Origin of the sequence: Streptomyces actuosus (assembly GCF_016921115.1) — a bacterium.
In the GTDB taxonomy this organism is placed as follows: Bacteria; Actinomycetota; Actinomycetes; order Streptomycetales; family Streptomycetaceae; genus Streptomyces; species Streptomyces actuosus_A.
Window position 1 is genome coordinate 1 of sequence record NZ_JAFFZS010000012.1, and the last position, 23,348, is coordinate 23,348.

At 73.0% G+C, this 23,348-nt stretch carries 19 protein-coding genes; 10 read left to right on the plus strand and 9 right to left on the minus strand.

All coding sequences use genetic code 11. The annotated features are described in order from the left end of the window. Nucleotides 1–281: 281 nt before the first annotated feature. The 3 genes from JS756_RS16965 to JS756_RS16975 all read right to left on the minus strand — a co-directional run bounded on the left by JS756_RS16965 (nt 282) and on the right by JS756_RS16975 (nt 3,809). Nucleotides 282–1,034, minus strand: coding sequence for a hypothetical protein (locus tag JS756_RS16965; RefSeq protein WP_205383938.1), 753 nt, complete (start codon nt 1,032–1,034; stop codon nt 282–284). Between the two features lie 1,371 nt (nt 1,035–2,405). Then, nucleotides 2,406–2,654 carry a hypothetical protein gene (locus JS756_RS16970; protein ID WP_205383939.1) on the minus strand — a complete coding sequence of 83 codons (249 nt, stop codon included), beginning with the start codon at nt 2,652–2,654 and terminating at the stop codon, nt 2,406–2,408. 99 nt (nt 2,655–2,753) lie between these two features. Then, nucleotides 2,754–3,809: a LacI family DNA-binding transcriptional regulator gene (locus JS756_RS16975; protein ID WP_205383940.1), complete on the minus strand. Its 1,056-nt coding sequence runs from the start codon at nt 3,807–3,809 to the stop codon at nt 2,754–2,756. A 365-nt stretch (nt 3,810–4,174) separates the two neighbouring features. On the opposite strand from JS756_RS16975, the gene JS756_RS16980 reads away from it, so the two are divergent. From JS756_RS16980 to JS756_RS16995, 4 genes are all read left to right on the plus strand, one after another. After that, entirely contained in the window at nt 4,175–5,509 is a 1,335-nt protein-coding gene (locus JS756_RS16980) for an ABC transporter substrate-binding protein (protein ID WP_205383941.1), read from the plus strand. Then, entirely contained in the window at nt 5,506–6,543 is a 1,038-nt protein-coding gene (locus JS756_RS16985) for a carbohydrate ABC transporter permease (protein WP_205383942.1), read from the plus strand. Before JS756_RS16980 ends, JS756_RS16985 begins: the two co-directional genes overlap by 4 nt. Beyond that, nucleotides 6,530–7,429 (plus strand): carbohydrate ABC transporter permease, encoded by a 900-nt coding sequence (locus tag JS756_RS16990; RefSeq protein WP_205383943.1) that lies wholly within the window; start codon nt 6,530–6,532, stop codon nt 7,427–7,429. Before JS756_RS16985 ends, JS756_RS16990 begins: the two co-directional genes overlap by 14 nt. Before the next feature lie 103 nt (nt 7,430–7,532). Further along, the gene (locus JS756_RS16995; protein WP_205383944.1) at nt 7,533–8,981 is read left to right on the plus strand and encodes a GH1 family beta-glucosidase; all 1,449 of its coding nucleotides are present in this window, start codon (nt 7,533–7,535) and stop codon (nt 8,979–8,981) included. 631 nt (nt 8,982–9,612) lie between these two features. Here JS756_RS16995 and JS756_RS17000 read toward each other — a convergent pair. The 3 genes from JS756_RS17000 to JS756_RS17010 all read right to left on the minus strand — a co-directional run bounded on the left by JS756_RS17000 (nt 9,613) and on the right by JS756_RS17010 (nt 13,325). Beyond that, entirely contained in the window at nt 9,613–11,103 is a 1,491-nt protein-coding gene (locus tag JS756_RS17000) for a glycoside hydrolase family 18 protein (protein WP_205383945.1), read from the minus strand. Nucleotides 11,104–11,211: 108 nt separating this feature from the next. Then, nucleotides 11,212–12,621, minus strand: coding sequence for a sensor histidine kinase (locus tag JS756_RS17005; RefSeq protein ID WP_205383946.1), 1,410 nt, complete (start codon nt 12,619–12,621; stop codon nt 11,212–11,214). Beyond that, on the minus strand, nt 12,618–13,325 hold the full coding sequence (locus tag JS756_RS17010) for a response regulator transcription factor (RefSeq protein ID WP_205383947.1): 708 nt from the start codon (nt 13,323–13,325) through the stop codon (nt 12,618–12,620). The genes JS756_RS17005 and JS756_RS17010 overlap by 4 nt, the downstream gene beginning before the upstream one ends. Nucleotides 13,326–13,489: 164 nt before the next feature. On the opposite strand from JS756_RS17010, the gene JS756_RS17015 reads away from it, so the two are divergent. After that, complete coding sequence (locus JS756_RS17015) at nt 13,490–14,008, plus strand: hypothetical protein (RefSeq protein WP_205383948.1); 519 nt, start codon at nt 13,490–13,492, stop codon at nt 14,006–14,008. 58 nt (nt 14,009–14,066) lie between these two features. Here the strand turns inward: JS756_RS17015 and JS756_RS17020 are convergent, their stop codons facing one another. Together JS756_RS17020 and JS756_RS17025 are read right to left on the minus strand one after the other, a co-directional pair. Next, on the minus strand, nt 14,067–14,936 hold the full coding sequence (locus JS756_RS17020; RefSeq protein ID WP_205383949.1) for a spermidine synthase: 870 nt from the start codon (nt 14,934–14,936) through the stop codon (nt 14,067–14,069). A 48-nt stretch (nt 14,937–14,984) separates the two neighbouring features. Further along, entirely contained in the window at nt 14,985–15,425 is a 441-nt protein-coding gene (locus JS756_RS17025; protein WP_205383950.1) for a hypothetical protein, read from the minus strand. A 300-nt stretch (nt 15,426–15,725) separates the two neighbouring features. Here JS756_RS17025 and JS756_RS17030 point away from each other — a divergent pair, with 300 nt between their 5' ends. After that, nucleotides 15,726–17,147, plus strand: a complete 1,422-nt coding sequence (locus tag JS756_RS17030; RefSeq protein WP_205383951.1) for an NsdA family TPR-like regulatory protein — start codon at nt 15,726–15,728, stop codon at nt 17,145–17,147. An 86-nt stretch (nt 17,148–17,233) separates the two neighbouring features. On the opposite strand, the gene JS756_RS17035 is transcribed toward JS756_RS17030, so the two are convergent. Continuing rightward, the gene (locus JS756_RS17035) at nt 17,234–17,839 is read right to left on the minus strand and encodes a histidine phosphatase family protein (protein WP_205383952.1); all 606 of its coding nucleotides are present in this window, start codon (nt 17,837–17,839) and stop codon (nt 17,234–17,236) included. A 330-nt stretch (nt 17,840–18,169) separates the two neighbouring features. On the opposite strand from JS756_RS17035, the gene JS756_RS17040 reads away from it, so the two are divergent. From JS756_RS17040 to JS756_RS17055, 4 genes are read left to right on the plus strand one after another with little or no spacing between them, the layout of a single operon-like run. Further along, nucleotides 18,170–19,132, plus strand: a complete 963-nt coding sequence (locus tag JS756_RS17040) for a phosphatase PAP2 family protein (RefSeq protein ID WP_205383953.1) — start codon at nt 18,170–18,172, stop codon at nt 19,130–19,132. Further along, the gene (locus JS756_RS17045; RefSeq protein ID WP_205384093.1) at nt 19,074–20,204 is read left to right on the plus strand and encodes a hypothetical protein; all 1,131 of its coding nucleotides are present in this window, start codon (nt 19,074–19,076) and stop codon (nt 20,202–20,204) included. Before JS756_RS17040 ends, JS756_RS17045 begins: the two co-directional genes overlap by 59 nt. Then, a complete protein-coding gene (locus tag JS756_RS17050; protein WP_205383954.1) occupies nt 20,195–21,841 on the plus strand; it encodes an amino acid adenylation domain-containing protein in 1,647 nt (548 codons plus the stop codon). Before JS756_RS17045 ends, JS756_RS17050 begins: the two co-directional genes overlap by 10 nt. Beyond that, nucleotides 21,838–23,190: an AAA domain-containing protein gene (locus JS756_RS17055; protein WP_307790724.1), complete on the plus strand. Its 1,353-nt coding sequence runs from the start codon at nt 21,838–21,840 to the stop codon at nt 23,188–23,190. The genes JS756_RS17050 and JS756_RS17055 overlap by 4 nt, the downstream gene beginning before the upstream one ends. Nucleotides 23,191–23,348 lie beyond the last annotated feature (158 nt).

Consider the following 23,348-nt stretch of genomic DNA (forward strand, 5'->3'; position numbering starts at 1 on the left):
CGGGCTTGGCCCTGCTCCGCAAGCGCGTCCTGCTGGCCGGGTGACCGTGCGGCGGGGGCGGGCCCGTGACCGTCCGTCAACGCTGCACGGAAAGTGATCCAGAACCAGGATTCACCCGTCGCCGACACGTGGGAGAGGCGGGCGGCCCGCCTGACGGCAGATCAGGGGGCGGGCCGCGCGCGCTACGGGCCCGTGGCACGTTCATCGTTGAGGCACGGGCCTGACCGACACGCGAACGGCCCCGGCCGACGACAGCAGAGTCGCCTGCCGGGGGCCCCATGTCACGCTGCGGGACTGCCCACTTCTTCCCACTCCTGCGCTAGTCGCCGAGCTCGCTGCTCTGTGTACACCTCGTACTCGACTTCGGTAAGGATGCGCACGGGAAGCCGCCTGATAACAGGCTCGATACCGTCGGCAACGATGGTGACGACGAGGGTGCTATCACCCGGAACAAGCTCTCGAGCATGGGCAAGATCGAAGGAAGGCAGCACTCGCGACCACCGGCCATGGACGATGCTGTCCGTTCCGCCATCCCACTGGATTGCAGTCACCCCTACACCGTGAGTGAAAGCCACCGACTCCCACCCCTCCATTGCCGCGAATCCGCCCAGCCACTCGAGCTCAATCCTGACGCCCGGGTTCTTGGCTGCATACGTGCTGGCGTTGCTCATCACCACGCGTGCCCACGACTGCTCGAAGTCCGCGATCACGCGCCCTTCGAAGACACCGTCCTCGTCAGATGCAGCCGCGAAGACGGGCTCGTTCGGAAAGCTGAAGCTAAAGGTGATCTCGATGTCCAGCTCCGGACGCCCAGTGGCAGCCCTGTAGGCCAGCACGGCCACCACCGCGGCTGCGGCGGTCAGGAGGCAGGTGTAGATCACGAGGGCCGTGTTCACCAGGACGACTCGATCGTCAGTCCCGAGCCCCAACGTCCAGCCTGCAAAGATCACGCCCAGTACCAGCGCCAGGCCTGCGGCGATGGTTGCGAGCATCGCTAGAGTGGTCAGGTTCCGGATGTCCCTCAGGCGCTTCACGCCGGGATCTTCCCAGCTCCACCGCCCTCTGGCGACAGCCCAGACTCGCCCGCCCTCGACACCCGTGCGCTCTGCGGGTGGGTGAGGAAGCGGCCTGTCGGCTGACCACCCCGAAGTGAACGATTGTTAGCAACGCCTGCGGGGCGGACGTTGGGGGCAAGTGACCTCGTAGCGTGCTACCTCGAAAAAGGCACGGGCACGAATGGTCACCAATGTCCCACATTTGGGGCTTTGTACTGACGGCGGTTACAGGCATCGCCGCTGTGGAGTACCTACTGTTGAGGATCCGCAGCCTCGCCGACGCGGCTACAGACGCGATGACAGCACTGCTCTCCGCCGCCAAGACGATCCGCGACGCGTTCCGCGGAAACAGCTGACCCCCGTGACCCCGAATGTCGCATCCAGCGGCGTTGGGGGTCCACTCGACGCTCACCTTGGATTCGAAGGTGAGCGCACACGGCGCCGATTCGACCAGCAAACCTGCAGGTCAGCCGCATACCTTCGGCGACTCAACCACCCCTCCGAGCGAGATCCTCTTTGAGGCGTCACAATAGATTCTTCGGGTTGCCGCTGCTGGTGCCGCCGCTGATCAGGAACGACAGCGACCGCGACCGGGGGCAGCACGGCGTGCAGCCGGGCGTCGGCTCAGGGCCGGGCGTCGTCCAGCCGACGTTCGGCGACCGCGGCCCAGGCGCTGGGCGAGTCGCCGTACGGCCGCGACGTCGGGGAAGCGGACCGGGCTCCAGGTGCACAAGGCCAGGGAGAGCATTGCGTGGACGATGTAGGCCGGTGCGGGATGGCGTAGACACGGCGGTTGCAGGCGACGCGATGAACTGCGCGCGCTGCGGCAAGCCGAACCGTCCGTGGCAGCAGTAGGCGCAGGTGGACCACCACAGTGCGAGCGGCCCCGGCACGACTGCCTACGTCCACACTCAGCAATGCGTTCGGGTGCCGCGACAGACGTATCCGAGCCGCTCGACGTATGGCCAGTAGCCCGGCGGCCGTCCCCGCCCCCGTACGCGACGGCCGCCCCGAGCGCGCTCCTTGACGTGCCCCCAGACAGACAGGACAGGGCAGCAGCACCCCCGCACACGCGGGGCGCTGTCATTTCCTTTGGATCACGGATAGCGGGTTTTCTACTCACCCCGGGCGCCACCGCGGGGCAGGCCAGGAGACCCTGTTCCCGCGGGAACAGACCCCGGCTCTGACGGGCACTCGACGTCATCGAGCGACATCGAACGGCACGCATTTGTCCGAGTTTCAGACGTCGCCGCAGGTCACGATTCATCCAAGAATCTGGTTCGAGTCCCGTCACTCACCCTGAACGCCGAAGGGCCGGGCAGGCGACGGCTCCGTCGGGACCGCTCCCCTTCAGACGGCTCCGCCCGGATCCTTGGGCAGCTCCGCCTCGCGCCCCCAGTTCTCCGGCCCCGCCCCACGCCAGTCGATCAGCGGCGAGTCGGCGACCTCCTCGGGTTCCATCTCCAGCCCTGCCCGCCGCAGGAACTCCACCAGATCCCGGACGCCGTGCGCGAGCCCGAGGATCTCACCGTCCACCCGCACCCGGCGCCCGCCGGTCGGCGACGGCAGGTGCACGATCACAGGACGTTTGCCGGGCATGCCCCCAGGATGATCCCACCCGAACACCACCGCATCCGGAACACACGGGGCCGGCTCTCCCCACGGCCGGTGCCGCACGGCAGTCCCGATGTGCGTCGCTCAGGAGGACGCCCGCACCACCAGTTCCGCCGGCAGGACCAGTTGGCGGGGCTCCAGTTCGCGTGTCGGGGCCGGGCGGCGGTCGGCGATCTCGGTGAGGAGGAGGTCGATCATCCGGCGGCCCATCTCCTGGATGGGCTGGCGGACGCTGGTGAGCGGCGGGTCCATGTGGCGTGCGATGGCGGAGTCGTCGTAGCCGATCAGGGCTACGTCGTCGGGGATGCGGCGGCCTGCCTCGCGCAGCAGCCGGCGGGCGCCGGCCGCGGTGACGTCGGAGCCGGCGAACACCGCGTCCAGGTCGGGGCAGCGGTCCAACAGGGCCCCCATGGCGCGGTGACCGCCCTCCTCGGTGAAGTCGCCCACCTCGATGAGGCGCAGGTCGGCCTCGTACCCGGCGTCGCGCAGTGCGGCGCGGTAGCCGTCGGCGCGCCGCTGGGCACCGTAGACGTCGAGGCGGCCGGTGATGTGGGCGATGCGCCTGCGGCCCCGGGCGAGCAGGTGCTCGACGGCCTGCCGGGCACCGTCGTAGTTGTCGGAGTCGACCGAGGTGAGCGTCTCGGCCGCGGAGCGGGGGCCGCTGATCACCGCCGGGATCTCCAGCTGGGCGACCAGGTCGGGCAGCGGGTCGTCGGCGTGGACCGAGACCAGCAGGACGCCGTCGACCCGATGGGCGGCCAGGTACTGGGCGAGGCGGCGCCGCTCCCGGTCGTTGCCCGCGAAGATCAGCAGCAGCTGCATCTGCGTCTCGGCCAGCTCCGCGCCCACTCCCCGGAGCATGTCGGAGAAGTACGGCTCGGCGAAGAAGCGGGTCTCCGGCTCGGGGACGACCAGTGCGATCGCGTCGGTGCGGTTGGCGGCCAGGGCACGGGCGGCGTTGTTGGGGACGTAGCCGAGTTCGGCGACGGCGGCCTCGACGGCGGCGCGGGTGGCGGCGCTGACCCGGGGCGAGCCGTTGATCACCCTGGACACCGTGCCGCGTCCCACTCCGGCGCGGGCGGCGACCTCCTCCAGGGTGGGCCGTCCTCCGCTGCGGCCACCCCGTGCTCCGTGTGCCATGGACTCCGCCTCCCCGTCGACCCTCTCTCCGGCCTGGAATGTAACAGCCCCGCGCGCGGGTGCGTCGGCCTCCGCTTGCGGTCGCCGGAGGGGATCGGCCACCGTGGGGGTCGGCGTCGCGACCCGACGGCGGAACCGTAGAGTCCAGTCAACGGCCGGACAACTGAACACATTTCTCGGCGTCCTCTCCCTTGACACCCCCGGACGAACCTACGACTCTTCAACACATCACCTGTGGGAGCGCTCCCACAGTATCTGACACATACACGTCCCGCACGTTCCCCGCCCGAGCCGCAGCGAGCACGAACGGGCCCAACCACAGCAGTTGGCCGGGGGGTCGGCACATCAGGCAACAGGAGGACGCAATGCGCACGAGTACCCGCCGGTCCCACCGGGTGACGGCCCTGGCCGCCGTCGCCGTGCTGGCCACGGGACTGCTGGCAGGCTGCGCCAGCGACGACGACGACAACTCGTCCGCCTCGGACAACGGCGGGGGTGGGGGCGACGGGGGCGGCAGGATCACACTGACCGTCGGCACGTTCGGCACCTTCGGCTACAAGCAGGCCGGCCTGTACGACGAGTACACGAAGCTCCACCCCGACATCACGATCAAGGAGAACGTCACCACCCGCACCGACGTCTACTGGCCCAAGGTCCTCACCCGCCTCCAGGCCGGCTCCGGCACCGACGACATCCAGGCCATCGAGGTCGGCAACATCACCGAGGCCGTGCAGACACAGGCAGCCAAGTTCGTCGACCTCGGCAAGGACGTCGACACCTCGCAGTGGCTGGACTGGAAGAACGCCCAGGCCACCACCAAGGACGGCAAGCTGATCGGGCTCGGCACCGACATCGGCCCGATGGCCATCTGCTACCGCAGGGACCTCTTCGAGAAGGCCGGCCTGGAGACCGACCGCGCCAAGCTCGCCGAGATGTGGAAGGGCGACTGGTCCAAGTACGTCGCCCTCGGCACGGAGTACATGAAGAAGGCGCCGAGCGGCACCAAGTTCGTCGACTCCGCCTCCTCCGTGTACAACGCCGCGCTCGGCGGTGGCGAGGAGCGGTACTACGACAAGGACGGCAACGTCGTCTGGGGCCGGTCCGCGGGTGTGAAGAAGGCCTGGGACGCCGCCATGGCCGTGGCCACCAGCGACATGTCGGCCAAGCTCAAGCAGTTCGACAAGCCGTGGGACCAGGGCTTCGCCAACGCCAGGTTCGCCACCGTCGCCTGCCCCGCGTGGATGATCGGCTACATCCAGGAGAAGGCCGGCGACGCCGGCAAGGGCAAGTGGGACATCGCCGCGGCGCCCACCGCGGCGAACTGGGGCGGCTCGTTCATCGGCGTGCCGACGGCGAGCAAGCACCAGAAGGAGGCCGTCGCGCTGGCGAAGTGGCTGACCGCGCCGGAACAGCAGGAGAAGGTCTTCGCCAAGCAGGCCAGCTTCCCCTCCACCCCGGCGGCCTACGGCAACCTGACGCCGCAGCCCGACACCCTGGCCTACTTCTCGAACGCGCCGATCACCCAGATCTACTCCGACTCGGCCAGGACGATCCCGACGCAGTACTTCGGCACCAAGGACCAGCCGATCAACACCGCACTCACGGACGTCGGCATCCTGCAGGTGGAGCAGAAGGGCAAGACCCCCGAGCAGGGCTGGGAAGCCGCCGGCAAGGAGATCAAGGACGTGCTCGGCCAGTGACCGGTTCCAAGCAGGCTCTCACGCATCCCGCGTCGAGCGCCGGTACCGCGCCCGGTGACCAGCCGGGCGCGGCCCGCCGCGCTCGGGGTCGCGGCCGGCCGGCCCCGGGCGGCAGCTCGTGGCGCAGCCGGCTGTACCGCTGGGACATGAAGGCGTCGCCGTACGCGTTCATCTCGCCCTTCTTCGTGATCTTCGGCGCCTTCTCGCTGGTGCCGCTGCTCTACACGGCCTGGTACTCCCTGCACCATGTGCAGCTGTCCTCACTGGACCAGCAGACCTGGGCGGGGCTGGAGAACTACAAGAACCTGTTCTCCTCGGACTTCTTCTGGAACGCGCTCCGGAACACGTTCTCCATCGGCCTGATCTCCACGGTGCCGCAGCTGCTGGCGGCGCTCTGGCTCGCCCACATGCTCAACTACCGGCTGCGCGGCTCGACCGTGTGGCGCGTGGTGATGCTGACCCCGTACGCCACCTCGGTGGCGGCGGCGACACTGGTCTTCACGCTGCTGTTCGCCCCCGACAGCGGCATGATCAACTGGCTGCTGGGCCTCGTGGGCGCGGACCCGGTCAACTGGCGCGAGTCCGACTGGGGTTCGCAGCTCGCGGTGTCCTCGATCGTGATCTGGCGGTGGACCGGCTACAACGCGCTGATCTACCTGGCCGCCATGCAGGCCGTCCCGGCCGACCTGTACGAGTCGGCGGCCATCGACGGCGCCAACCGCTGGCAGCAGTTCCGGAGCGTGACGATCCCGATGTTGCGGCCGACCATCCTGTTCACGGTGGTCGTCTCCACGATCGGCGCGACCCAGCTGTTCGGCGAGCCGCTGCTGTTCGGCGGGGTCAGCGGCACCAAGGGCGGCTCCGAGCACCAGTACCAGACGCTCGGCCTGTACATGTACGACCAGGGCTGGATCGTCGGCAACCTCGGCAAGGCGTCCGCGATCGCCTGGTCGATGTTCCTGATCCTGCTGATCATCGCCGCCATCAACCTGCTGGTCTCCCGCTGGCTGAGGACTACCCATGACCACCAGTGAAGTCACACTGCCCCAGAAGACCGCGGGCGCCCCGGCCCGACGCCCGATGCGGGTGATGGGCGCCGGCAGGCAACTGCACGCGGGTCCGGTGACCTACGTCGTCCTGGTGCTCTTCGCCCTCGTCTCGCTGGCGCCGCTGGTGTGGACGGCGATCGCGGCCTCGCGCACCAACACACGGCTGGCCCGGACCCCGCCGCCGCTGTGGTTCGGCGGCAACCTGTTCAGGAACCTCCAGACCGCGTGGGACCAGGCGGGCATGGGCACCGCCATGTTCAACACCGTCTTCGTGGCCGGCACCATCACCGCCGGCACGGTGCTGTTCTCCACGCTCGCCGGGTTCGCCTTCGCCAAGCTGCGGTTCAGGTTCTCGGCCACCCTGCTGCTGCTGACGATCGGCACGATGATGATCCCGCCGCAACTGGCCGTCGTACCGCTGTATCTGTGGATGAGCGACCTGGGCTGGGCCAACCACCTCCAGACGGTCGTCCTGCCGACCCTGGTCAGCGCCTTCGGCACGTTCTTCATGAGGCAGTACCTGGTGCAGGCCCTGCCGAGCGAGCTGATCGAGGCGGCCCGGGTGGACGGTGCGAGCAGCCTGCGGGTCGTGTGGCACGTCGTCTTCCCGGCGGCGCGGCCGGCGATGGCGGTACTCGGTCTGCTGACGTTCGTGATGGCCTGGAACGACTTCCTGTGGCCCATCATCGCGCTGAACGGGGAGAACCCGACCGTCCAGGTGGCGCTCAACCAGCTCGGCACCGGGTACATCCCCGACGACTCGGTCATCATGGCCGGCGCCCTGCTCGGCACGCTGCCCCTGCTGATCGCCTTCCTGCTCTTCGGCAAGCAGATCGTGGGCGGCATCATGCAGGGCGCGGTCAAGGGCTGACGCCGCCGCCCCCGGGAGCCGGGCCACCGTCGCCCCGGCCCCCGCCCATCCTTCTTCCCCTCACGACCCGTCGGTCTCCACGACCACCTATGGGAGCGCTTCCATGCTTGTGCCCTCGAACCCGGTGACGCCCGCGACGAACCCGGTGGCCTTCCCGCCCGCCTTCCTCTGGGGCGCCGCGACGTCGGCCTACCAGATCGAGGGAGCGGTGCGGGAGGGCGGCCGCACCCCGTCGATCTGGGACACCTTCAGCCATACACCGGGCAGGACAGCCGGCGGCGAGACCGGCGACATCGCTGTCGACCACTACCACCGCTACCGCGACGACGTGGCGCTGATGGCGGAGCTGGGGCTGAACGCCTACCGCTTCTCCGTCTCCTGGCCCCGGGTGCAACCGACCGGCCGCGGCCCGGCCGTCCAGGTGGGCCTGGACTTCTACCGCCGCCTGGTCGACGAACTGCTCGAACACGGCATCAAGCCGGCGGTCACCCTCTACCACTGGGACCTACCGCAGGAGCTGGAGGACGCGGGCGGCTGGCCGGAGCGGGACACGGCGCTGCGGTTCGCCGAGTACGCCCAGATCGTCGGCGAGGCGCTCGGCGACCGGGTGGAGCAGTGGATCACCCTCAACGAGCCCTGGTGCAGCGCCTTCCTCGGCTACGCCTCCGGGGTGCACGCGCCCGGCCGCACCGACCCGGCGGCGTCCCTGCGGGCGGCCCACCATCTCAACCTGGCGCACGGCCTGGGCACCCAGGCGCTGCGCGCCGTCATGCCGACCCGCAACTCGGTGGCGGTCAGCCTCAACTCCTGCGTCGTACGGCCCCTTTCACCGACCCCCGAGGACCTGGCGGCCGTGCGCCGCATCGACGACCTGGCCAACGGCGTCTTCCACGGGCCGATGCTGCACGGCACCTACCCGCAGACACTGCTGACGACGACGGCGAAGATCACCGACTGGTCGTACGTCCTCGACGGCGACCTGCGCGCCATCCACCAGCCGCTGGACGCGCTCGGGCTCAACTACTACACGCCGTCGCTGGTGTCGGCGACCGAGCCGCACCGGGGCGGCCCGCGCGCCGACGGGCACGGCGCGAGTGACCACTCGCCGTGGCCGGGCGCGGACGACGTGGCCTTCCACCAGACGCCCGGCGACCGCACGGAGATGGGCTGGACCATCGACCCCACCGGCCTGCACGACCTGATCATGCGCTACCGCCGGGAGGCCCCCGGCCTGCCGCTGTACATCACGGAGAACGGCGCGGCCTACGACGACGAGCCCGGCGACGACGGCCGGGTCCACGACCCCGCGCGCATCGCCTACCTCCACGGCCACCTGGCCGCGGTGCGCCGCGCCATCACCGACGGCGCCGACGTGCGCGGCTACTTCCTGTGGTCCCTGATGGACAACTTCGAGTGGGCCTACGGCTACGACAAGCGCTTCGGCACGGTGTACGTCGACTACGCGACGCTCGACCGGACTCCCAAGTCGAGCGCGCTGTGGTACGGGCGGGCGGCGCGGACGGGGACGCTGCCGGAGACCGAGGACGTGTAGGGCCGGGGGCGCCCGGCTCTCCCGCCCCGGTCGCCCAAGGGGTCTCCGGGAGCCGTGGCTCCGGTGGCTCGTGGTACCGCGGTGCATGGGCCCGGGGGCTCTGGGGCCCGGGGGCTCAGGGGCAGCGGGGGCTCAGGGGCAGCGGGGTCGGGGCGCAGTGGTTCCGTGCGTGCCGCGGACTTCACGGACCTGGAGCTTCACGGTCCCGGGGATCACGGACCCGGCCCACTCAGGCCCCCTGCGACCCGGCAGTCCGGGGCCGGGAACCCAGGAGCCGGGAGTCCAGCGGCCGGGGACGTGGGGGTCGGAACTCCGGGGAACCAGCCACCTGGGCCAGGGACGCGGGGCCAGGATCCGGACGGGCCGGTCCTCGGACGCCGGGTGGAGGCCCGCCGTACGGCCCGGCGCGGCACGCAGTGGGGAGCGTGCCGCGCCGGGCGCACCACGGGCCCGCACGGCGACCGGACGGCCCCGGGCACCGGGCGGGCCGCTCAACCCGTCGGTGTCCGGGGCCGGCACGGCCGCCTCGGAGGGCGGGTCCGGGTGGCGCCCCGGCCGGCAGGGGGAAGGGCCGGCCGGGGCGAGCAAGGGGCGAGGGAGCGCCGGAGCTCCCAGCCGCCTCCCGGGAGGGTCAGTTGTAGGCCGAGAAGGCCTTCGAGAAGGCGAACGGGGACTGGTCGACGGAGCTGCACGTGGCGTCGGCCGACGGCTTGGGACCTCCCGGGCAGGCCTTGTCGCGGGTGGCGGACCACATCGACAGCCAGCCGAGGCCCTTGGACTTGGCGAAGTTCACCAGCTGGGTGGCGTCGTCGACCTTGAACACCTCCGACGCCACGTCGTTGACGCCGATCATCGGCGTGACGGCGACGGTCTTCCACGCGGCGCCGTCGCTCAGGCCGAGAACGCTCTTGATCTGGGCCTGCGTGGCGGTGGCGGCCTGCTCGGCGTAGGTGCCCATGTCGCCGCTGTAGGAGGCCCCGTAGTCCATCGCCATGATGTTGACCGTGCTGGTCCGCACGCCGTTCTGCTCGGCGTCGGCCAGGAGGTTCACGCCGTCCTGGGTGAGGCCCTCCGGCATCACCGGGAGGGTGAAGGAGACGTCGAGGTCAGGGTGCTGCTGCTGGAGCCTGGCGATGGCCTGGGCGCGGCGGGTGTTGGCCGACGTGTTGGGCAGGGCACCGCCCTCGATGTCGAAGTCGACCTTGGTGAGACGGTAGGCGTCGACTGCCTTGCCGTAGGCCGCGGCCAGGGCGTCCGCCGAGGTGCAGGAGGTGGCCAGCTCGGTGCCGGACGCGCCGCCGAACGAGACGCGCACGTCGCCGCCCTTGGCACGCAGGGCGCCGATCTGGGAGGCGACGCCGTCGCTCGCGAGGTCGGTCACGCCGCCCCACTTGGGGGCGCAGCCCCCGCCGTCGGTGATGAAGGCGAGGTTGTAGTTCTTCACGCCGGTCGCGTCGGCGCTCGCGAGCAGGTCGAAGGCCGGGTAGAGGGAGGTGTCGACGTAGGGGGCGAAGCCGGCGCCGGCGCCCGTGCCGGTCCCGGGGCTCTGCGAGGGAGTGGGGGTGGCGGTCTGCGTAGGCGTGGCGGACTGTGTGGGGGTGGCCGTGGGCGTGGCGGTCCGTGTGGGGGTGGCCGTGGGTGTGGCGGTCGGAGTCGGCGGGTCGGTGGGCCGGCCGCTGGGCTCGGGGGTGGCGCCGCTGTCGGCGGAGCAGCTGTCCCCGTCGATGAGGCAGCCCGTCGGGTCGGCGGTGCCGTTGACCACGAACCCGACGGTCACCGACTCGCCGGCGGCCAGCCCGTCGGTGTCCCAGGTCGGAGGCGTGACCGTGACGTGCTGCCCGCTGACGCTCGACTCGCCGTTCCACAGGGAGCTGAGCGTGGAACCGGACGGCAGGTCGAACTCCAGCTTCCAGTCCTTGCCCGCCTGGCCGCTGTTGTTGGTCACGACGTACTGCGCGGTGTAGCCGGTGGACCAGCCGCTGGTCCTGGTGTACGCGGCGCCGATGCCGGCCGCCTGCGCGGTGCCCGCGAGCAGGACCGCGCCGCCGCCGACGACGGCCGCGGCGACCAGGCCTCCGATCGCCTTGTTCTTGCCAGTGATCTTCCGCCGGTGCGTGGTCATGCGCGTGCCTGCCTTCGCTGTTCACGGGGTGGGGTGGGCAGCACGCTAGCGACCCGAAATCCGACAAACGGCTTGTTCCCGACCGGCGTTGAGGAGCTTAGGGTGCGCTTAAGGAAGGGATCGGGGAGGATTAAAGGTCGAGACCAATTTGCCCGGCCTGCGGCGCCGCACCGCGCCGCGGTGCCCCCGGCCGGAGGGTGTGCGCTGCCGCCCGTCCCGCTGGATCCAGATCCGCACCTCCGTGCCGCCCAGCACCGAGCGGCCGATCCGCACGTCGCCGCCCGTGGACTCCGCGAGCCGGCGCACGATGTCCAGGCCCAGCCCCGTGGAGCCGTCACTGCCCGAGCCCCGGCCGCGCGCCATGGCCGCCTCGGGGTCGGCGATGCCGGGCCCGGCGTCCGAGACGAGCACGATCACGGCGTCCTCGCCGCTGTGCACGTCGACCGCGAAGGCGGTGCCCTCGCCGGTGTGCCGGAAGACGTTGCCCAGCAGCGCGTCGAGCGCGGCGGCCAGGTCGGCGCGGGCCACGGGGGTGCGCACCGGGCGGTCGACGCCGGCCAGCCGCCACTTTCGGCCCTCGTCCTCGGCGAGCGCCGACCAGAACTCCATCCGCTCCCGGACCACTTCGGCGGCGTCACACCCGGCACCCGGCCCGGCCGCGGCGGTCTGCGGCTTGGCTTCCCGGGCCGTGCGGATGATGGTGTCGACCTCGCGCTCCAGTTGCTCGACGGCGGCCCGGGTCTGCTCGGCGGCCGGACCGTCGCCGAGGGAGGCGGCGTTGAGCCGCAGCACGGTCAGCGGGGTGCGCAGGCGGTGCGACAGGTCGGCGGCCAGTTCGCGTTCGTTGGCCAGGAGCTGGACGACCTGGTCGGCCATGGAGTTGAACGCGACGGCGGCGAACCGCAGTTCGGTCGGCCCCTCCTCGGGCACCCTGGCTCCCAGCTGCCCCTCCCCCAGTTCGTGCGCACCCTCGGCGAGGCGCTGCGCGGGCTGCACCATCCGCACTCCGAGCCGGTCGGCGACGGCGACCGAGCCGACGACGAGGGCGGCCCCGACCGCGGCGAGCACCGCCCAGGCCGTGCCGACGCCGTTGCTGACCTCGGCCTCGGGAACGTACACCTCGACCACGGCCATCGCGCCCGTGCTCAGCGCAACCGGCTGCAGCAGCGTCGACCCGCCGGGCACGGCGGTGGTGGAGGCGCGGCCCAGTCGACGCACGGTGGCGATGTCCCCGTCGGCGGCGCGCTGCCGCCCCAGGTCGACGGCCGGCTGGTCTCCGCTCGGGGGAATGTGGACGGCCATCCCCGCGTCGGACTCCGCGGAGGCGACGACCCGTTCAAGCTGGTCGCGGTCGGTGGTGATGGACAGGGCCGGGACGACCGCGGCGGCCACGCGTTCGGCGTTGGAGAACGCCCGGTCCCGGGCCATCTCCTTGATGACGAGGCCGAGCGGGACGGCGAAGGCGACCACGACCATGGTGGTGACCGCCAGGCAGACCCTGACCAGTGCCCATCTCATCGCGGTGGCTCCCCTTCCGCGGGCGGCTCCAGCTTCACGCCCACGCCGCGAAGGGTGTGCAGGTAGCGGGGTCGGGCGGCCGTCTCGCCCAGCTTGCGGCGGAGCCAGGACAGATGGACGTCGATGGTCTGGTCGTCGCCGTAGGACTGCTGCCACACCTCGGCGAGCAGTTCCCGGCGCGGTACGACGACACCGGGCCGGCCGGCCAGGAAGGCGAGCAGGTCGAACTCGCGCCGGGTCAGGTCCAGCCGCGCGCCGTCCAGTTCGGCCTGGCGGCGCGTCGGGTCGACGGTGAGGCCGCCGACGCGGATGACGGTGGACGGGGGCGTCTCCCCGGCGAAGGAGCGGGCGCGGCGCAGCACGGCCGCCATGCGTGCCGAGAGGTGCTCCACCGAGAACGGCTTGGTGAGGTAGTCGTCCGCGCCGGCGTTGAGCAGCCGGACGATCTCCGCCTCGTCGTCCCGCGCGGTGGCGATGATCACGGGAACGTCCGTGATGCCGCGCAGCATCTTCAGGGCCTCGGAGCCGTCCAGGTCGGGCAGACCGAGGTCCAGGATCACGACGTCGAAGCGGAAATGGGCGACCTCGCGCAGCGCCTCCAGCGCCGTCCCGACACTGCGCACCGTGTGGGCGGCGTCGGTCAGATGCCGGATGAGCGCCGAGCGTACGAACTGGTCGTCCTCGACCACGAGCACACTTGCCATGCGCCGCACCGTACGCCATGCGGGCGACGGGCCTCCGGGCCCTGTGGACACCTTCCGCCCTGTGGACACCTTCCGCCCGCGGGGGTGCCCTCCGTCGCGGACGATCGGGGAGCGTTCCCCGTCGGCGGGACACCCGCGGGGCGCGTGAGGCAGTATGGCTCGCGATGCGCAGAGGACTCCTACACGTACTGGCGTGGTCGCTCGCCACGGGCGCGGCGGTCACGCTGTCGTGGTGGGGTGTGCACACGGTGATGGCGGGCACGGCCTACGATCCGCCGCGCGCCCTGCCCATCACGGCGGCCGACGCGACCACGCAGAGGTCCGCGCCGCTGGCGTCGTCGACGGCACGGCCGAGCCCGTCCGGGCCGTCCTCCCCGCCGGAGCCGGCGCCGAGCCGGACGTCCCCGCGGCCCGCGCCGTCCGCCCCGGCGGCGAGCACCACGCCCTCCCCCTCGGCCTCGGGCCGGGTGAAGGGCTACGACACCGACGGCGGCCGGGTGGTCTTCGACATCCGCGCCGCGGACGCCTCCCTCGTCTCCGCCACGCCCGGACCGGGCTGGTCCATGCAGGTGTGGAAGACGGAGTCCTGGATCCGGGTGGAGTTCACGTCGGGCGCGGACCGGGTCTCGGTGTTCTGCACCTGGCACGACGGCCCGCCGCGGGTGGAGGTCGGCACCTACTGACGCGGCCCGCGGGCACGCACCCGCGGGGCTCCGCCGGGCCGCGGCCCGCCCCCGGCCGTCAGCGGAACACCGACGGCGGCGGCGCCGGTGAGGCGACGGCCCGCGCGTCGGTGACGGGGACGGCGCCGCCGGTGAAGTCGACGAGCGCCCGGCCGTGCTCGACCCGGCCCGGGTGCGGGTCGGAGGCGGCGCGGCGGGTGAGCTCCGCTGTCGGCAGCGGGTCGTCGCAGGCGACGAGGACGGCGTTGCCGAAGCGCTTGCCACGCAGCACCGTGGGGTCGGCGACAAGGGCGAGTTCGGCGAAACGGGCGGCGGCGGTGGCGATCTGCCCGCGCAGGTGGGCCAGCGGCGGCCCGTCGGCGAGGTTGGCGGTGTACAGGCCGCCGGGCCTCAGGGCCCTGCGGACCTCGTCGAGGAACTCGGTGGAGGTCAGGTGGGCGGGGGTGCGGGCCCCGCTGAAGACGTCGGCGATGACGAGGTCGGCCCAGCCGTCGGGCACCTTGGCGAGCCCTTCGCGGGCGTCCGCCGACCGTACGCGTATCCGGGCGTTCGGATCCAACGGCAGTGTCCGCCGGACCAGTCGGACGAGGGGCGCGTCGCGCTCGACGACCTGCTGGGTGGAGCGGGGGCGGGTGGCGGCGACGTACCGGGCGAGGGTGAGCGCGCCGCCGCCGAGGTGCACGGCGTGGATCGGCCGGCCGGGCGGGGCGGCGAGGTCGATGACGTGGCCGAGGCGCCGCTGGTACTCGAAGGACAGGTACACCGGGTCGTCCAGGTCGACGTACGACTGGGGCGCGCCGTCGAGCAGCAGCGTCCAGGCGCGCGGCCGGTCCCGGTCCGGCACCAGCTCCGCGAGCCCGCCGTCGACACCTTCGACGACAGGTTCCGCGGCGTCCTGCCGGCGCCGGGAATTCTTCGACCTGCCCACTCGGCCATTATGCGGAGCCGCGCGTCGGACCGCCCGCCCGGGTCGGTCTCAGCGGCAGCTGTCCGCCGCCTCGATCAGCCGTGCCGCCTCCCCCAGCGCGGCGCGCAGCACCGCCGCGTCGGTCGCCAGGTCCGCCTCCCCGGGCGGGACGAGCCAGTCGGAGCCCTCCACCGGCGGCTCGGGCAGCGCCGGGCCGGCCCCGCGGCCGTCGGTCTCGGTGCAGGTGCTGCCCGGCACGTCCCAGCCCGCCGCGGTTCCTGGCGGGACGAGGAAGCCCAGCGTCTCGCGGTCGTCGTCGTGCAGGACGGGGCCGACCGCGTCGAGCGCGACACGGCGCAGGATGTCCACCGCCTCCAGTCCCTGCCGGGTCGGCACCGTGACGAGGTCCCAGGCGGCCCGCGCGGCCGGGGGTGCGCTGCACGCCGGACTCGGCGGGTGCCCTGCCGTCGACGGCGCCGTACAAGGCTCGATGCTCTGGCTGGTCTCCATCCCGGCCTCCACCACGGAACCCCTCTGAAACACCTTGCGCGACCCGCGAGAACGTCTTGTGCGGTCCACAGAGTCCAACGCATCTCGACGTCAACGGCTACGGCGGAAGTCCGCCGCAAAGGATGGCAGTTCATGGCAGATCGCGGATGAGATATCCGCTTTGTAGCCGAACACCGCGTGGCGGCTCCGTCGCAGCAGGTACGTTCTAGCCCGCTGGAGACAGGGTGATCAGGCCGGCAAACCGGTCAACTCGTCCCATGTTCCGGCATGGTTCGACGGTTCGCACGAGAGGACCCGGCCATGGCGTCGTCCACGCTGAACGCATCCCAGACGTCCCAGCCCGACCGGCCACCGCGGCCCAACCTCGCCTTCCGGCAGGTGCGCGGGCGGCGGTCCCCGGCCGAGTTCGCCGCACTGGTACGGCGGGCCGCACGCGAGATCGGTGAGCGGGTCAGCTGCGACGCGCGCTACATCGGCCGGGTCGAGGCGGGTGAGATCCGCTGCCCCAACTACGCCTACGAGCGGGTGTTCCTGCACATGTTCCCCGGCCGCACGCTGACGGACCTGGGGTTCGCGCCCCGCTCGGCCGTCCGCGGGCGCAGGCCGCGGGCCGCTGAGACGCAGGGCACCGGCGATCCGTATGACACGCCGAGCACGCACCACGCGCAGGACCCGTACGACACGCACGACGACCACGAGGAGAGCGACGTGCTGCGTCGCGCATTCATGACCGGCGGGGGCGCCACCGTGGCCGCCGCCTCGCTGGGCACCTTCGGCCTCGCCCCCGACGCCGTGGCGGCGGAACGTCCCGCCGGCCGTCCGGGAGCGGGTGAGGCGAGCGCGCTGGAGGAGGCCGTCCGCAGGATCCGCCTGCTCGACGACCGGCACGGCGCCGACGGCCTGTACCGGCGCGCCGCGGCCCCGCTCCGCGCCGCGTACGCACTGCTGGACGCCGGCGCGACCCGGCAGGCGACCGCCGACCGGCTCCACTCCGGCGCCGGCGAACTCGCCATCTCGGTCGGCTGGCTGGCCCACGACTCCGGCCGCTTCGACGACGCGCGCTCCCACTACGCGGAGGCGCTCGCGACCGCCCGGATGACGGGGGACGACGCGCTGGAGGCGCACGCCTTCTGCAACGCCGCCTTCCTCGCCCGGGACGCCGGGCGCCCGCGCGAGGCGCTGCGCGCCGCGCAGGCCGCCCAGCGCGCGGCGCGCCCTCTGGGCTCCGCCCGCCTGATGTCGCTGCTGGGGCTGCGCGAGGCGGGCGGCTGGGCGGGGCTCGCCGACCGCGCCGCCTGCGAGCGGGCCCTGGTGCGGGCGCAGGCGCTGTTCGCACGCGGCGCCTCGGACGCCGACCCGGAGTGGATGAGCTTCTACGGCGAGGCGGAACTGGAAGGCCTGGAGGCGCAGTGCTGGTCCACGCTGGGCGACTGGCGGCGCGCGGCGCAGCACGCACGGCGCGCGGCGCAGCTGCAGGACCCGCACTTCACCCGGAACACCGCGCTGTACACGGCCGAGCTGGCCGACGACCTCGCGCGCGGTGGACGGCCCGACGAGGCCGCCACGGCCGGGATGCGGGTGCTGGACCTGCTGGGCGAGGTGCAGTCGTCGCGGATCCAGACGATGCTGGCGGGGACCGCGCGGGTGCTGCTGCCGCACCGGCGGACCTCGGGTGTGTCGCAGTTCCTGGAGCGGCACGCCTCACTGCCCCGGACCGCCTGACGCCGGTCGGCCGGCGCCCGCCGCCGGGGCCGGCGGGCACGCCGCGGCGCCGCGGATCGCGCGCCGCGCGCCCACCGGCGCCGGGGCTACGGCAGCTGCCCGGCCAGGTGCCCCAGGTCGTTCCAGCTCTCGACGGCCGGCTCGCCGTAGGCCCAGCCCAGGACCGACAGGGAGGTCGGGTTCAGCCGTATGCGGGCCGCGAAGTCGAGCGGCAGGCCCAGCCAGCGCGCGCCGATGGAGCGCAGGATGTGGCCGTGGGCGAAGACCAGGACGTCGCGGTCGGCGGAGCGGGCCCAGGCGACGACCTCGTCCGCGCGCGCGGTGACGTCGGCGAGGGACTCCCCCTCGGGGACGCCGTCGCGCCAGATCAGCCAGCCGGGACGGACGGCCTGGATCTCGGCGGGGGTCATGCCCTCGTACGCCCCGTAGTCCCACTCCATGAGCGTGTCCCAGGTGGCCGCCCGGTCGCCGAAGCCGGCGAGTTCGCACGTCTCCCGGGCGCGTGCCAGCGGGCTGGTGCGGACCTCGGCGCCTGCGAGGCCGTCGAAGGGGACCCGGTTCAGCCGCTCACCGAGCAGTTCGGCGCCCCGGCGGCCCTCCGCGAGGAGGGGGACGTCCGTCCTGCCGGTGTGCTTGCCGGACAGCGACCACTGGGTCTGTCCGTGCCGGGCCAGCAGGATGCGCGGTGCCATGAGCGGCCTTTCCGTGGGAGTGGGAGTGAACCGTGTGAAAGGAACGGAGCGGACGAGGGGGCCGGGGGAAGGCCGTGCGAGTGGGCCGGAGAGCGGTGGCGGCTCTGGGGGGTGTCAGCGCGTCGGCCGCCCGCACACCCCGTCAGGCGGCGGGGCGGCCCGAAGCGGAACCCCTTCCATCATCGCGCACCGCTGTCGCGGGCAACCCGGTGGGCGATCACGACGTCTTTCAGGGCCGGGGGGCGGCCGGTACGGGCGCCCGCCCACGCCGTAGAGTGACCGTCCGCGCCACCGGGTGCCGCAGCGACAAGAAGGGGGAGGGCGAATCGGATGCCGCAGACCGAGCCTCCAGGCATCGAGGCAGCCCCACGGACCCGGCTGCGATGGTGGACGGAGCTGCCGCTGATCCTGCTCGTGTACGGGTGCTACTCCGCCGGCCGGCTCCTGGTGCGCGGCGACGTGTCCTCGGCCGTCGGCCACGGGCTGGACATCCTGCGGATCGAGCAGGCCCTGCACCTCGACGCCGAGCACCCGCTCAACCGGCTGTTGACCCGTCAGGCGTGGCTCGGCGTCCCGGCCGACTTCTGGTACGCGTCACTGCACTACCTCGTCACGCCCGCACTGCTGGTCTGGCTCTTCCGGTCGCGCGCCGTGCACTACCGGGCGGCCCGCACCTGGCTGATGACGTCGACCTTCCTCGGCCTGATCGGCTTCACTCTGCTGCCGACCTGCCCGCCGCGGCTGCTGCCGCCGGGCCACGGCTTCGTGGACACGATGGCCCAGTACAGCTCGTACGGCTGGTGGGGCGGCCAGGCCAGCGCGCCGCGCGGCCTGGGCGGCATGACCAACCAGTACGCGGCCATGCCGAGTCTGCACGTCGGCTGGGCCCTGTGGTGCGGAGTGATGCTGTGGCGGTACGGCGGCACGCGCAGCACGAAGGTGGCCGGTGTCGTCTACCCGCTCGTCACCACGCTCGTGGTGATGGGCACCGCCAACCACTACTTCCTCGACGCGGCGGCGGGCGCGGCCGTGATGGGCGTCGGGCTGCTGCTGGCGCCGGTCGTCATGCGCCGCCTGGACCGGGTGTGGGCCTGGACGGGCGCGCGTGTCCCGACCGTCGCGGTGGGCTCCGGCGCCGCAGGCGCCCCGCTTGTCAGTGACGGATGCCAGACTTCGGCGGGTGAGCGAATTCCACGGCAGCGCGACGCGCGGCTCGGAGCCGGAGCCGAGCCGGGTGCCTCCCCCACGGACAACGCCTCGGCGGGGGAAGGCGCTCCGGCACCGGCTCGCTGAGTTGCGCGGTCCGGACGTACCGGCCAAGGCACTGGACGCCCGCGGACTCGCGGCGCTGGCCGCGAACCCGGGCTGCAGCAGACGCGCGCTGCTCGACGGCGCCGGGGTGAACAAGGCGGCGCTGGCGAGCGCGCTGGGCGCGCCCGCTGCGTTCGGACAGTCCCAGTTCGCCCTCACACGGGGCAACGCCTTCGAGACGCGGGTGAAGGCGGACGGCGGCGCGGTGCTGCTGCGGCTGGTGCGGGAGCAACTGGACCCGGCGGCGCCGCCGCCGGAGCGGACGTACGCGCCCGACCTGACCGCGCCCGGCCCCGAGGGCCGCACGGCACGGACGGCGCTGGCGCTGCGGGAGGCCGTCGCGGCGGGCGGCTGGACGCTGCTGGACCATCCGATGCTGGCGCTGGACGTCGCGGGATCCCCCGCCTTCCTGGAGCCGGACGCGGTCGTGGTGCACCCGGACGGCGCCTGGACCGTCGTGGAGATCAAGTCGTTCCCGATGCTGGACGGCTCCGCGGACCCGGCGAAGGTGGGGGCCGCGGCCCGGCAGGCCGCGGTGTACGTGCTCGCACTGGAGGAGGTCGCCGGCCGGCTGGATCCGGCGCCAACGGTCCACCACCGGATCCTGCTGGTGTGCCCCAAGGACTTCTCCAACCTGCCCGCCGCCTGCGCGGTCGACGTCCGCAAGCAGCGCGCGGTGACCGCCCGGCAGCTGTCCCGGCTCACCCGCATCGAGGAGATCGCCGACGCGCTCCCCGCAGGCACGTGCTTCTCCCCCGACCTGCCCGCCGAGCAGCTCACGGCCGCTGTGGAGGCGGTGCCGGCGACCTACGCGCCGGAGTGCCTGGCCGCCTGCGAGCTGGCCTTCCACTGCCGCGACCGCTCCCGCGGGGCGGGCGCGGTGACGTCGCTGGGCCGTTCGACGCGGGCCGAACTGGGCGGCCTGGCCACCGTCGAGGACGTGCTGGCCGCGGCCCGCGGGGAGGCCGGCGACCCGGACGACCCGGTGGTGGCGGCGCTGCGCAGGGCGGCGGCGCTGCGGGTGGAGGCACTGGAGGGGGCGGCGTGTCGCTGATCGTCACCCTCGCGCGTCTGGAGGCCGTCAGCACCGGCCGCGCGCAGCCCACCGCGACCGTGCGGCACCGCCGTCTGTCGGACCGTCCGCTGGTCGTCGTCCCGCTGACGACCGCGGGCGAGGCCGGTGCCCCCCTCGGCGCGCTCGTCGGCGCCGATCCCCACGCGCCGCGGCTGCTCGTCGTGCCCCAGCCGCGCGACCGCGACCTGAGGTTCGCGTTCCTGTCCGAGCTGGCCGACATCGTCCTGCCGCACATCGAGTCCTGCGCCGACGCCGTGGAGGCGGCCGAGCGGACCGAGACCGATCCGGAGACAGGCAAGCGGGTCAAGGTCGAGGTCGACCTGTGCGCGGACGCACCGCAGCTGATCGTGCCGAGCCGCGCGGGCATCGAGTTCGTCCGGCTGCTGGGCCGCTCCATGCGCTTCCGCCGTACGGCCGAGCAGGATCCTCAGGCGCCGTACCCGGCGCCGCCCCGGGTGCCGCTGCTCGGCCGGTGGCTGACCCACTACGGGGAGCGGGCCCGGGTGCCCGGCTCCTCGCTGCTGCTGGCGCTGACCGACGTGCTGGCCCGGCACTGGGCGACCGGCCAGTCCAGCCTGGAGGACCAGCACCTGGGCGCACTGCTGGCGTGGATCGACCCGCCGCAGCGCATGACGGGCGCCGAGGCCGCCGAGCGGGCCGAGCGCGAACGGGACGGCGCGGGGCAACTGGTGTGCCCCCCGGCCGGCCCGGCCACCGACCCTGCGTTCGACAACAAGCTGCTCGCCCCCGCCATCGAGCGCTACGACCGCGCCCGTACCGCCCTGGCCGCCGCCGAGGACGGCCCGGCCGCCGACGAGCGGCTCGGCGTCCTGACCGCGGCCGAGCAGGAGATCCGCACGCTGGTGGAGGAGGTCGCGCTGCCCACCTGGCGGGCGGTGTGGCGCGGTCTGGAGCTGCTGCGGCGGCTGCCGGAGGGCGCGCACGTCGAGGAGCGGTGGACGCGGGACCGCTGGTCGTTCACCGGTCACCGCGACCGGGTGCTGGCGGGCGAGCCGCCGCAGCCGCGCCGCGACGACGCCGTGACGGCCGCGAACAAGCTGGCCGCGCGCGAGCGGGAGCAGGCCCGGCTGGAGGCGCAGGAGGCGCTGGACGACCCGCTCGTGATGGCGGGGCGGCGGCTGGCCGGGGAGGCGTTCGCCGGTGAGGTCACCGACGTCGTCATGACCTGGAGCGAGGGCCAGCGGCCCGCCCCGCGTCCGCTGGTGACCGTCCGCACGGACGACCGCCCGCACCTGGCCGGGTGCACGAAGGTGTACCGGTCGCTGGGCGGGAAGGCGCAGACGGCCGAGTTCGTGGGACACGCCGGCGGCGACCACGGGGAGGGCGGCGGCGGGGGGCCGGGCGGCACCGGGACCGACGACGGTCCGGTGGTGCTGCGGATCGTCGACCGGATGGGCCGCGGCAAGGAGCCCGTGGAGGGGTCCGTTCCCGTGAAGGGCGATCGGCTCTGCTTCACCCTGTTCGAGCACGAGCAGCGCGGCGGCGCGAAACTGCCCGACCCGGAGGACACGCCGTGGACCCATGGCGGGCCGCCGGGCGGGCAGGCCGCACCGGCGGAGGCAGCCGACCCGGTGACCGAGGAGGACGTCCTGTGACCCTGCCGCAGACCCGCGAGGCCGCGTTCGACCCGGGTGCGGCGGCTTCGCGGGCCACCGATGCCATCCTGCGCGACACGCTGCACGGCCCGCACCGCGGTGTCGTCGTCGACTCGCCGCCCGGTGCCGGCAAGTCCACGCTCGTGGTGCGGGCGGCGCTGGAGCTGGCGGACGCCGGGCGTCCGCTGATGATCGTCGCGCAGACCAACGCCCAGGTCGACGACCTGGTGCTGCGGCTGGCGGAGAAGAACGCCGAGCTGCCGGTGGGCCGCCTGCACAGCAGCGACGCCGACCCGTACGACAAGGCGCTCGACGGCCTGCCGCAGGTGCGTACGTCGGCGAAGGCGGCCGAGCTGGCCGGTCTGCCCGTGGTCCTGTCCACCGCCGCCAAGTGGGCGCACGTCAGGACCGACGAGCCGTGGCGGCACGCGATCGTCGACGAGGCGTACCAGATGCGCTCGGACAGTCTGCTCGCCGTGGCCGGGCTCTTCGAGCGGGCCCTGTTCGTGGGCGACCCGGGCCAGCTGGACCCGTTCGCGATCGTCGGCAGCGAGCAGTGGGCGGGGCTGTCGTACGACCCCTCGGCGTCGGCGGTGACGACTCTGCTCGCGCACAACCCGGAGCTGCCGCAGCACCGCCTGCCGGTGTCCTGGCGGCTGCCGGCGTCGGCGGCGCCGCTGGTGTCGGACGCCTTCTACCCCTATACGCCGTTCCGCAGCGGCACCGGCCACGGCGACCGCCGCCTGTCGTTCGCCGTGCCGTCGGACGGCTCGGCTCCCGACCGGGTGATCGACGAGGCGGCCGCCTCGGGCTGGGGGCTGCTGGAGCTGCCGCGGCGGCACACCCCGCGCACGGATCCGGAGGCGGTGGGCGCGGTGGCCGACGTCGTGCGGCGGCTGCTGGAGCGCGGCGGGGCGGCCGTCTCCGAGCGCTCCGACGGTCCCTGCCCGCTCACCTCCGACCGTGTCGCCGTCGGCACCGCCCACCGCGACCAGGCGGCGGCCGTCCGGACGGCTCTCACCGACGTGGGCGTGACCGAGGTCACCGTGGACACCGCAAACCGGCTCCAGGGCCGCGAGTACGACGTGACCGTGGTGCTGCATCCCCTGTCCGGCCGCCCCGACGCGACCGCGTTCCATCTGGAGACCGGCCGCCTGTGCGTCCTGGCCTCTCGGCACCGGCACGCGTGCATCGTGGTGTGCCGGGCGGGTGTGGGCGAGCTCCTGGACGACTACCCGTCGACGGAGCCGGTCCAGCTGGGGACGGTCGTGAAGTTCCCCGACGGCTGGGAGGCGAACCACACCGTGCTGGCGCACCTCGGGGAACATCGCGTGGCCTGGAGACCTTGAGTCTGCGGGGGTGCGGGGCCAGGCTGTGGTGTCCGCCGGTCCGGGGCCCCCTTGCGTCGGCGCGGGACAATGGAAGGCGGCCCACGCACGAGACACCCGGCAGCCCACCGGCGGCCCCCGGAACGCACACACGGGACGACCCCACGAGGAGGACATGA

Bases quoted from the DNA above. Each gene is read 5' to 3' on its own strand.
- JS756_RS16970 (WP_205383939.1), bottom strand. From the start codon at position 2,654: ATGCCCGGCAAACGTCCTGTGATCGTGCACCTGCCGTCGCCGACCGGC.
- JS756_RS16975 (WP_205383940.1), bottom strand. From the start codon at position 3,809: ATGGCACACGGAGCACGGGGTGGCCGCAGCGGAGGACGGCCCACCCTG.
- JS756_RS16980 (WP_205383941.1), top strand. From the start codon at position 4,175: ATGCGCACGAGTACCCGCCGGTCCCACCGGGTGACGGCCCTGGCCGCC.
- JS756_RS16990 (WP_205383943.1), top strand. From the start codon at position 6,530: ATGACCACCAGTGAAGTCACACTGCCCCAGAAGACCGCGGGCGCCCCG.
- JS756_RS16995 (WP_205383944.1), top strand. From the start codon at position 7,533: ATGCTTGTGCCCTCGAACCCGGTGACGCCCGCGACGAACCCGGTGGCC.
- JS756_RS17000 (WP_205383945.1), bottom strand. From the start codon at position 11,103: ATGACCACGCACCGGCGGAAGATCACTGGCAAGAACAAGGCGATCGGA.
- JS756_RS17005 (WP_205383946.1), bottom strand. From the start codon at position 12,621: ATGAGATGGGCACTGGTCAGGGTCTGCCTGGCGGTCACCACCATGGTC.
- JS756_RS17010 (WP_205383947.1), bottom strand. From the start codon at position 13,325: ATGGCAAGTGTGCTCGTGGTCGAGGACGACCAGTTCGTACGCTCGGCG.
- JS756_RS17015 (WP_205383948.1), top strand. From the start codon at position 13,490: ATGCGCAGAGGACTCCTACACGTACTGGCGTGGTCGCTCGCCACGGGC.
- JS756_RS17025 (WP_205383950.1), bottom strand. From the start codon at position 15,425: ATGGAGACCAGCCAGAGCATCGAGCCTTGTACGGCGCCGTCGACGGCA.
- JS756_RS17030 (WP_205383951.1), top strand. From the start codon at position 15,726: ATGGCGTCGTCCACGCTGAACGCATCCCAGACGTCCCAGCCCGACCGG.
- JS756_RS17035 (WP_205383952.1), bottom strand. From the start codon at position 17,839: ATGGCACCGCGCATCCTGCTGGCCCGGCACGGACAGACCCAGTGGTCG.
- JS756_RS17040 (WP_205383953.1), top strand. From the start codon at position 18,170: ATGCCGCAGACCGAGCCTCCAGGCATCGAGGCAGCCCCACGGACCCGG.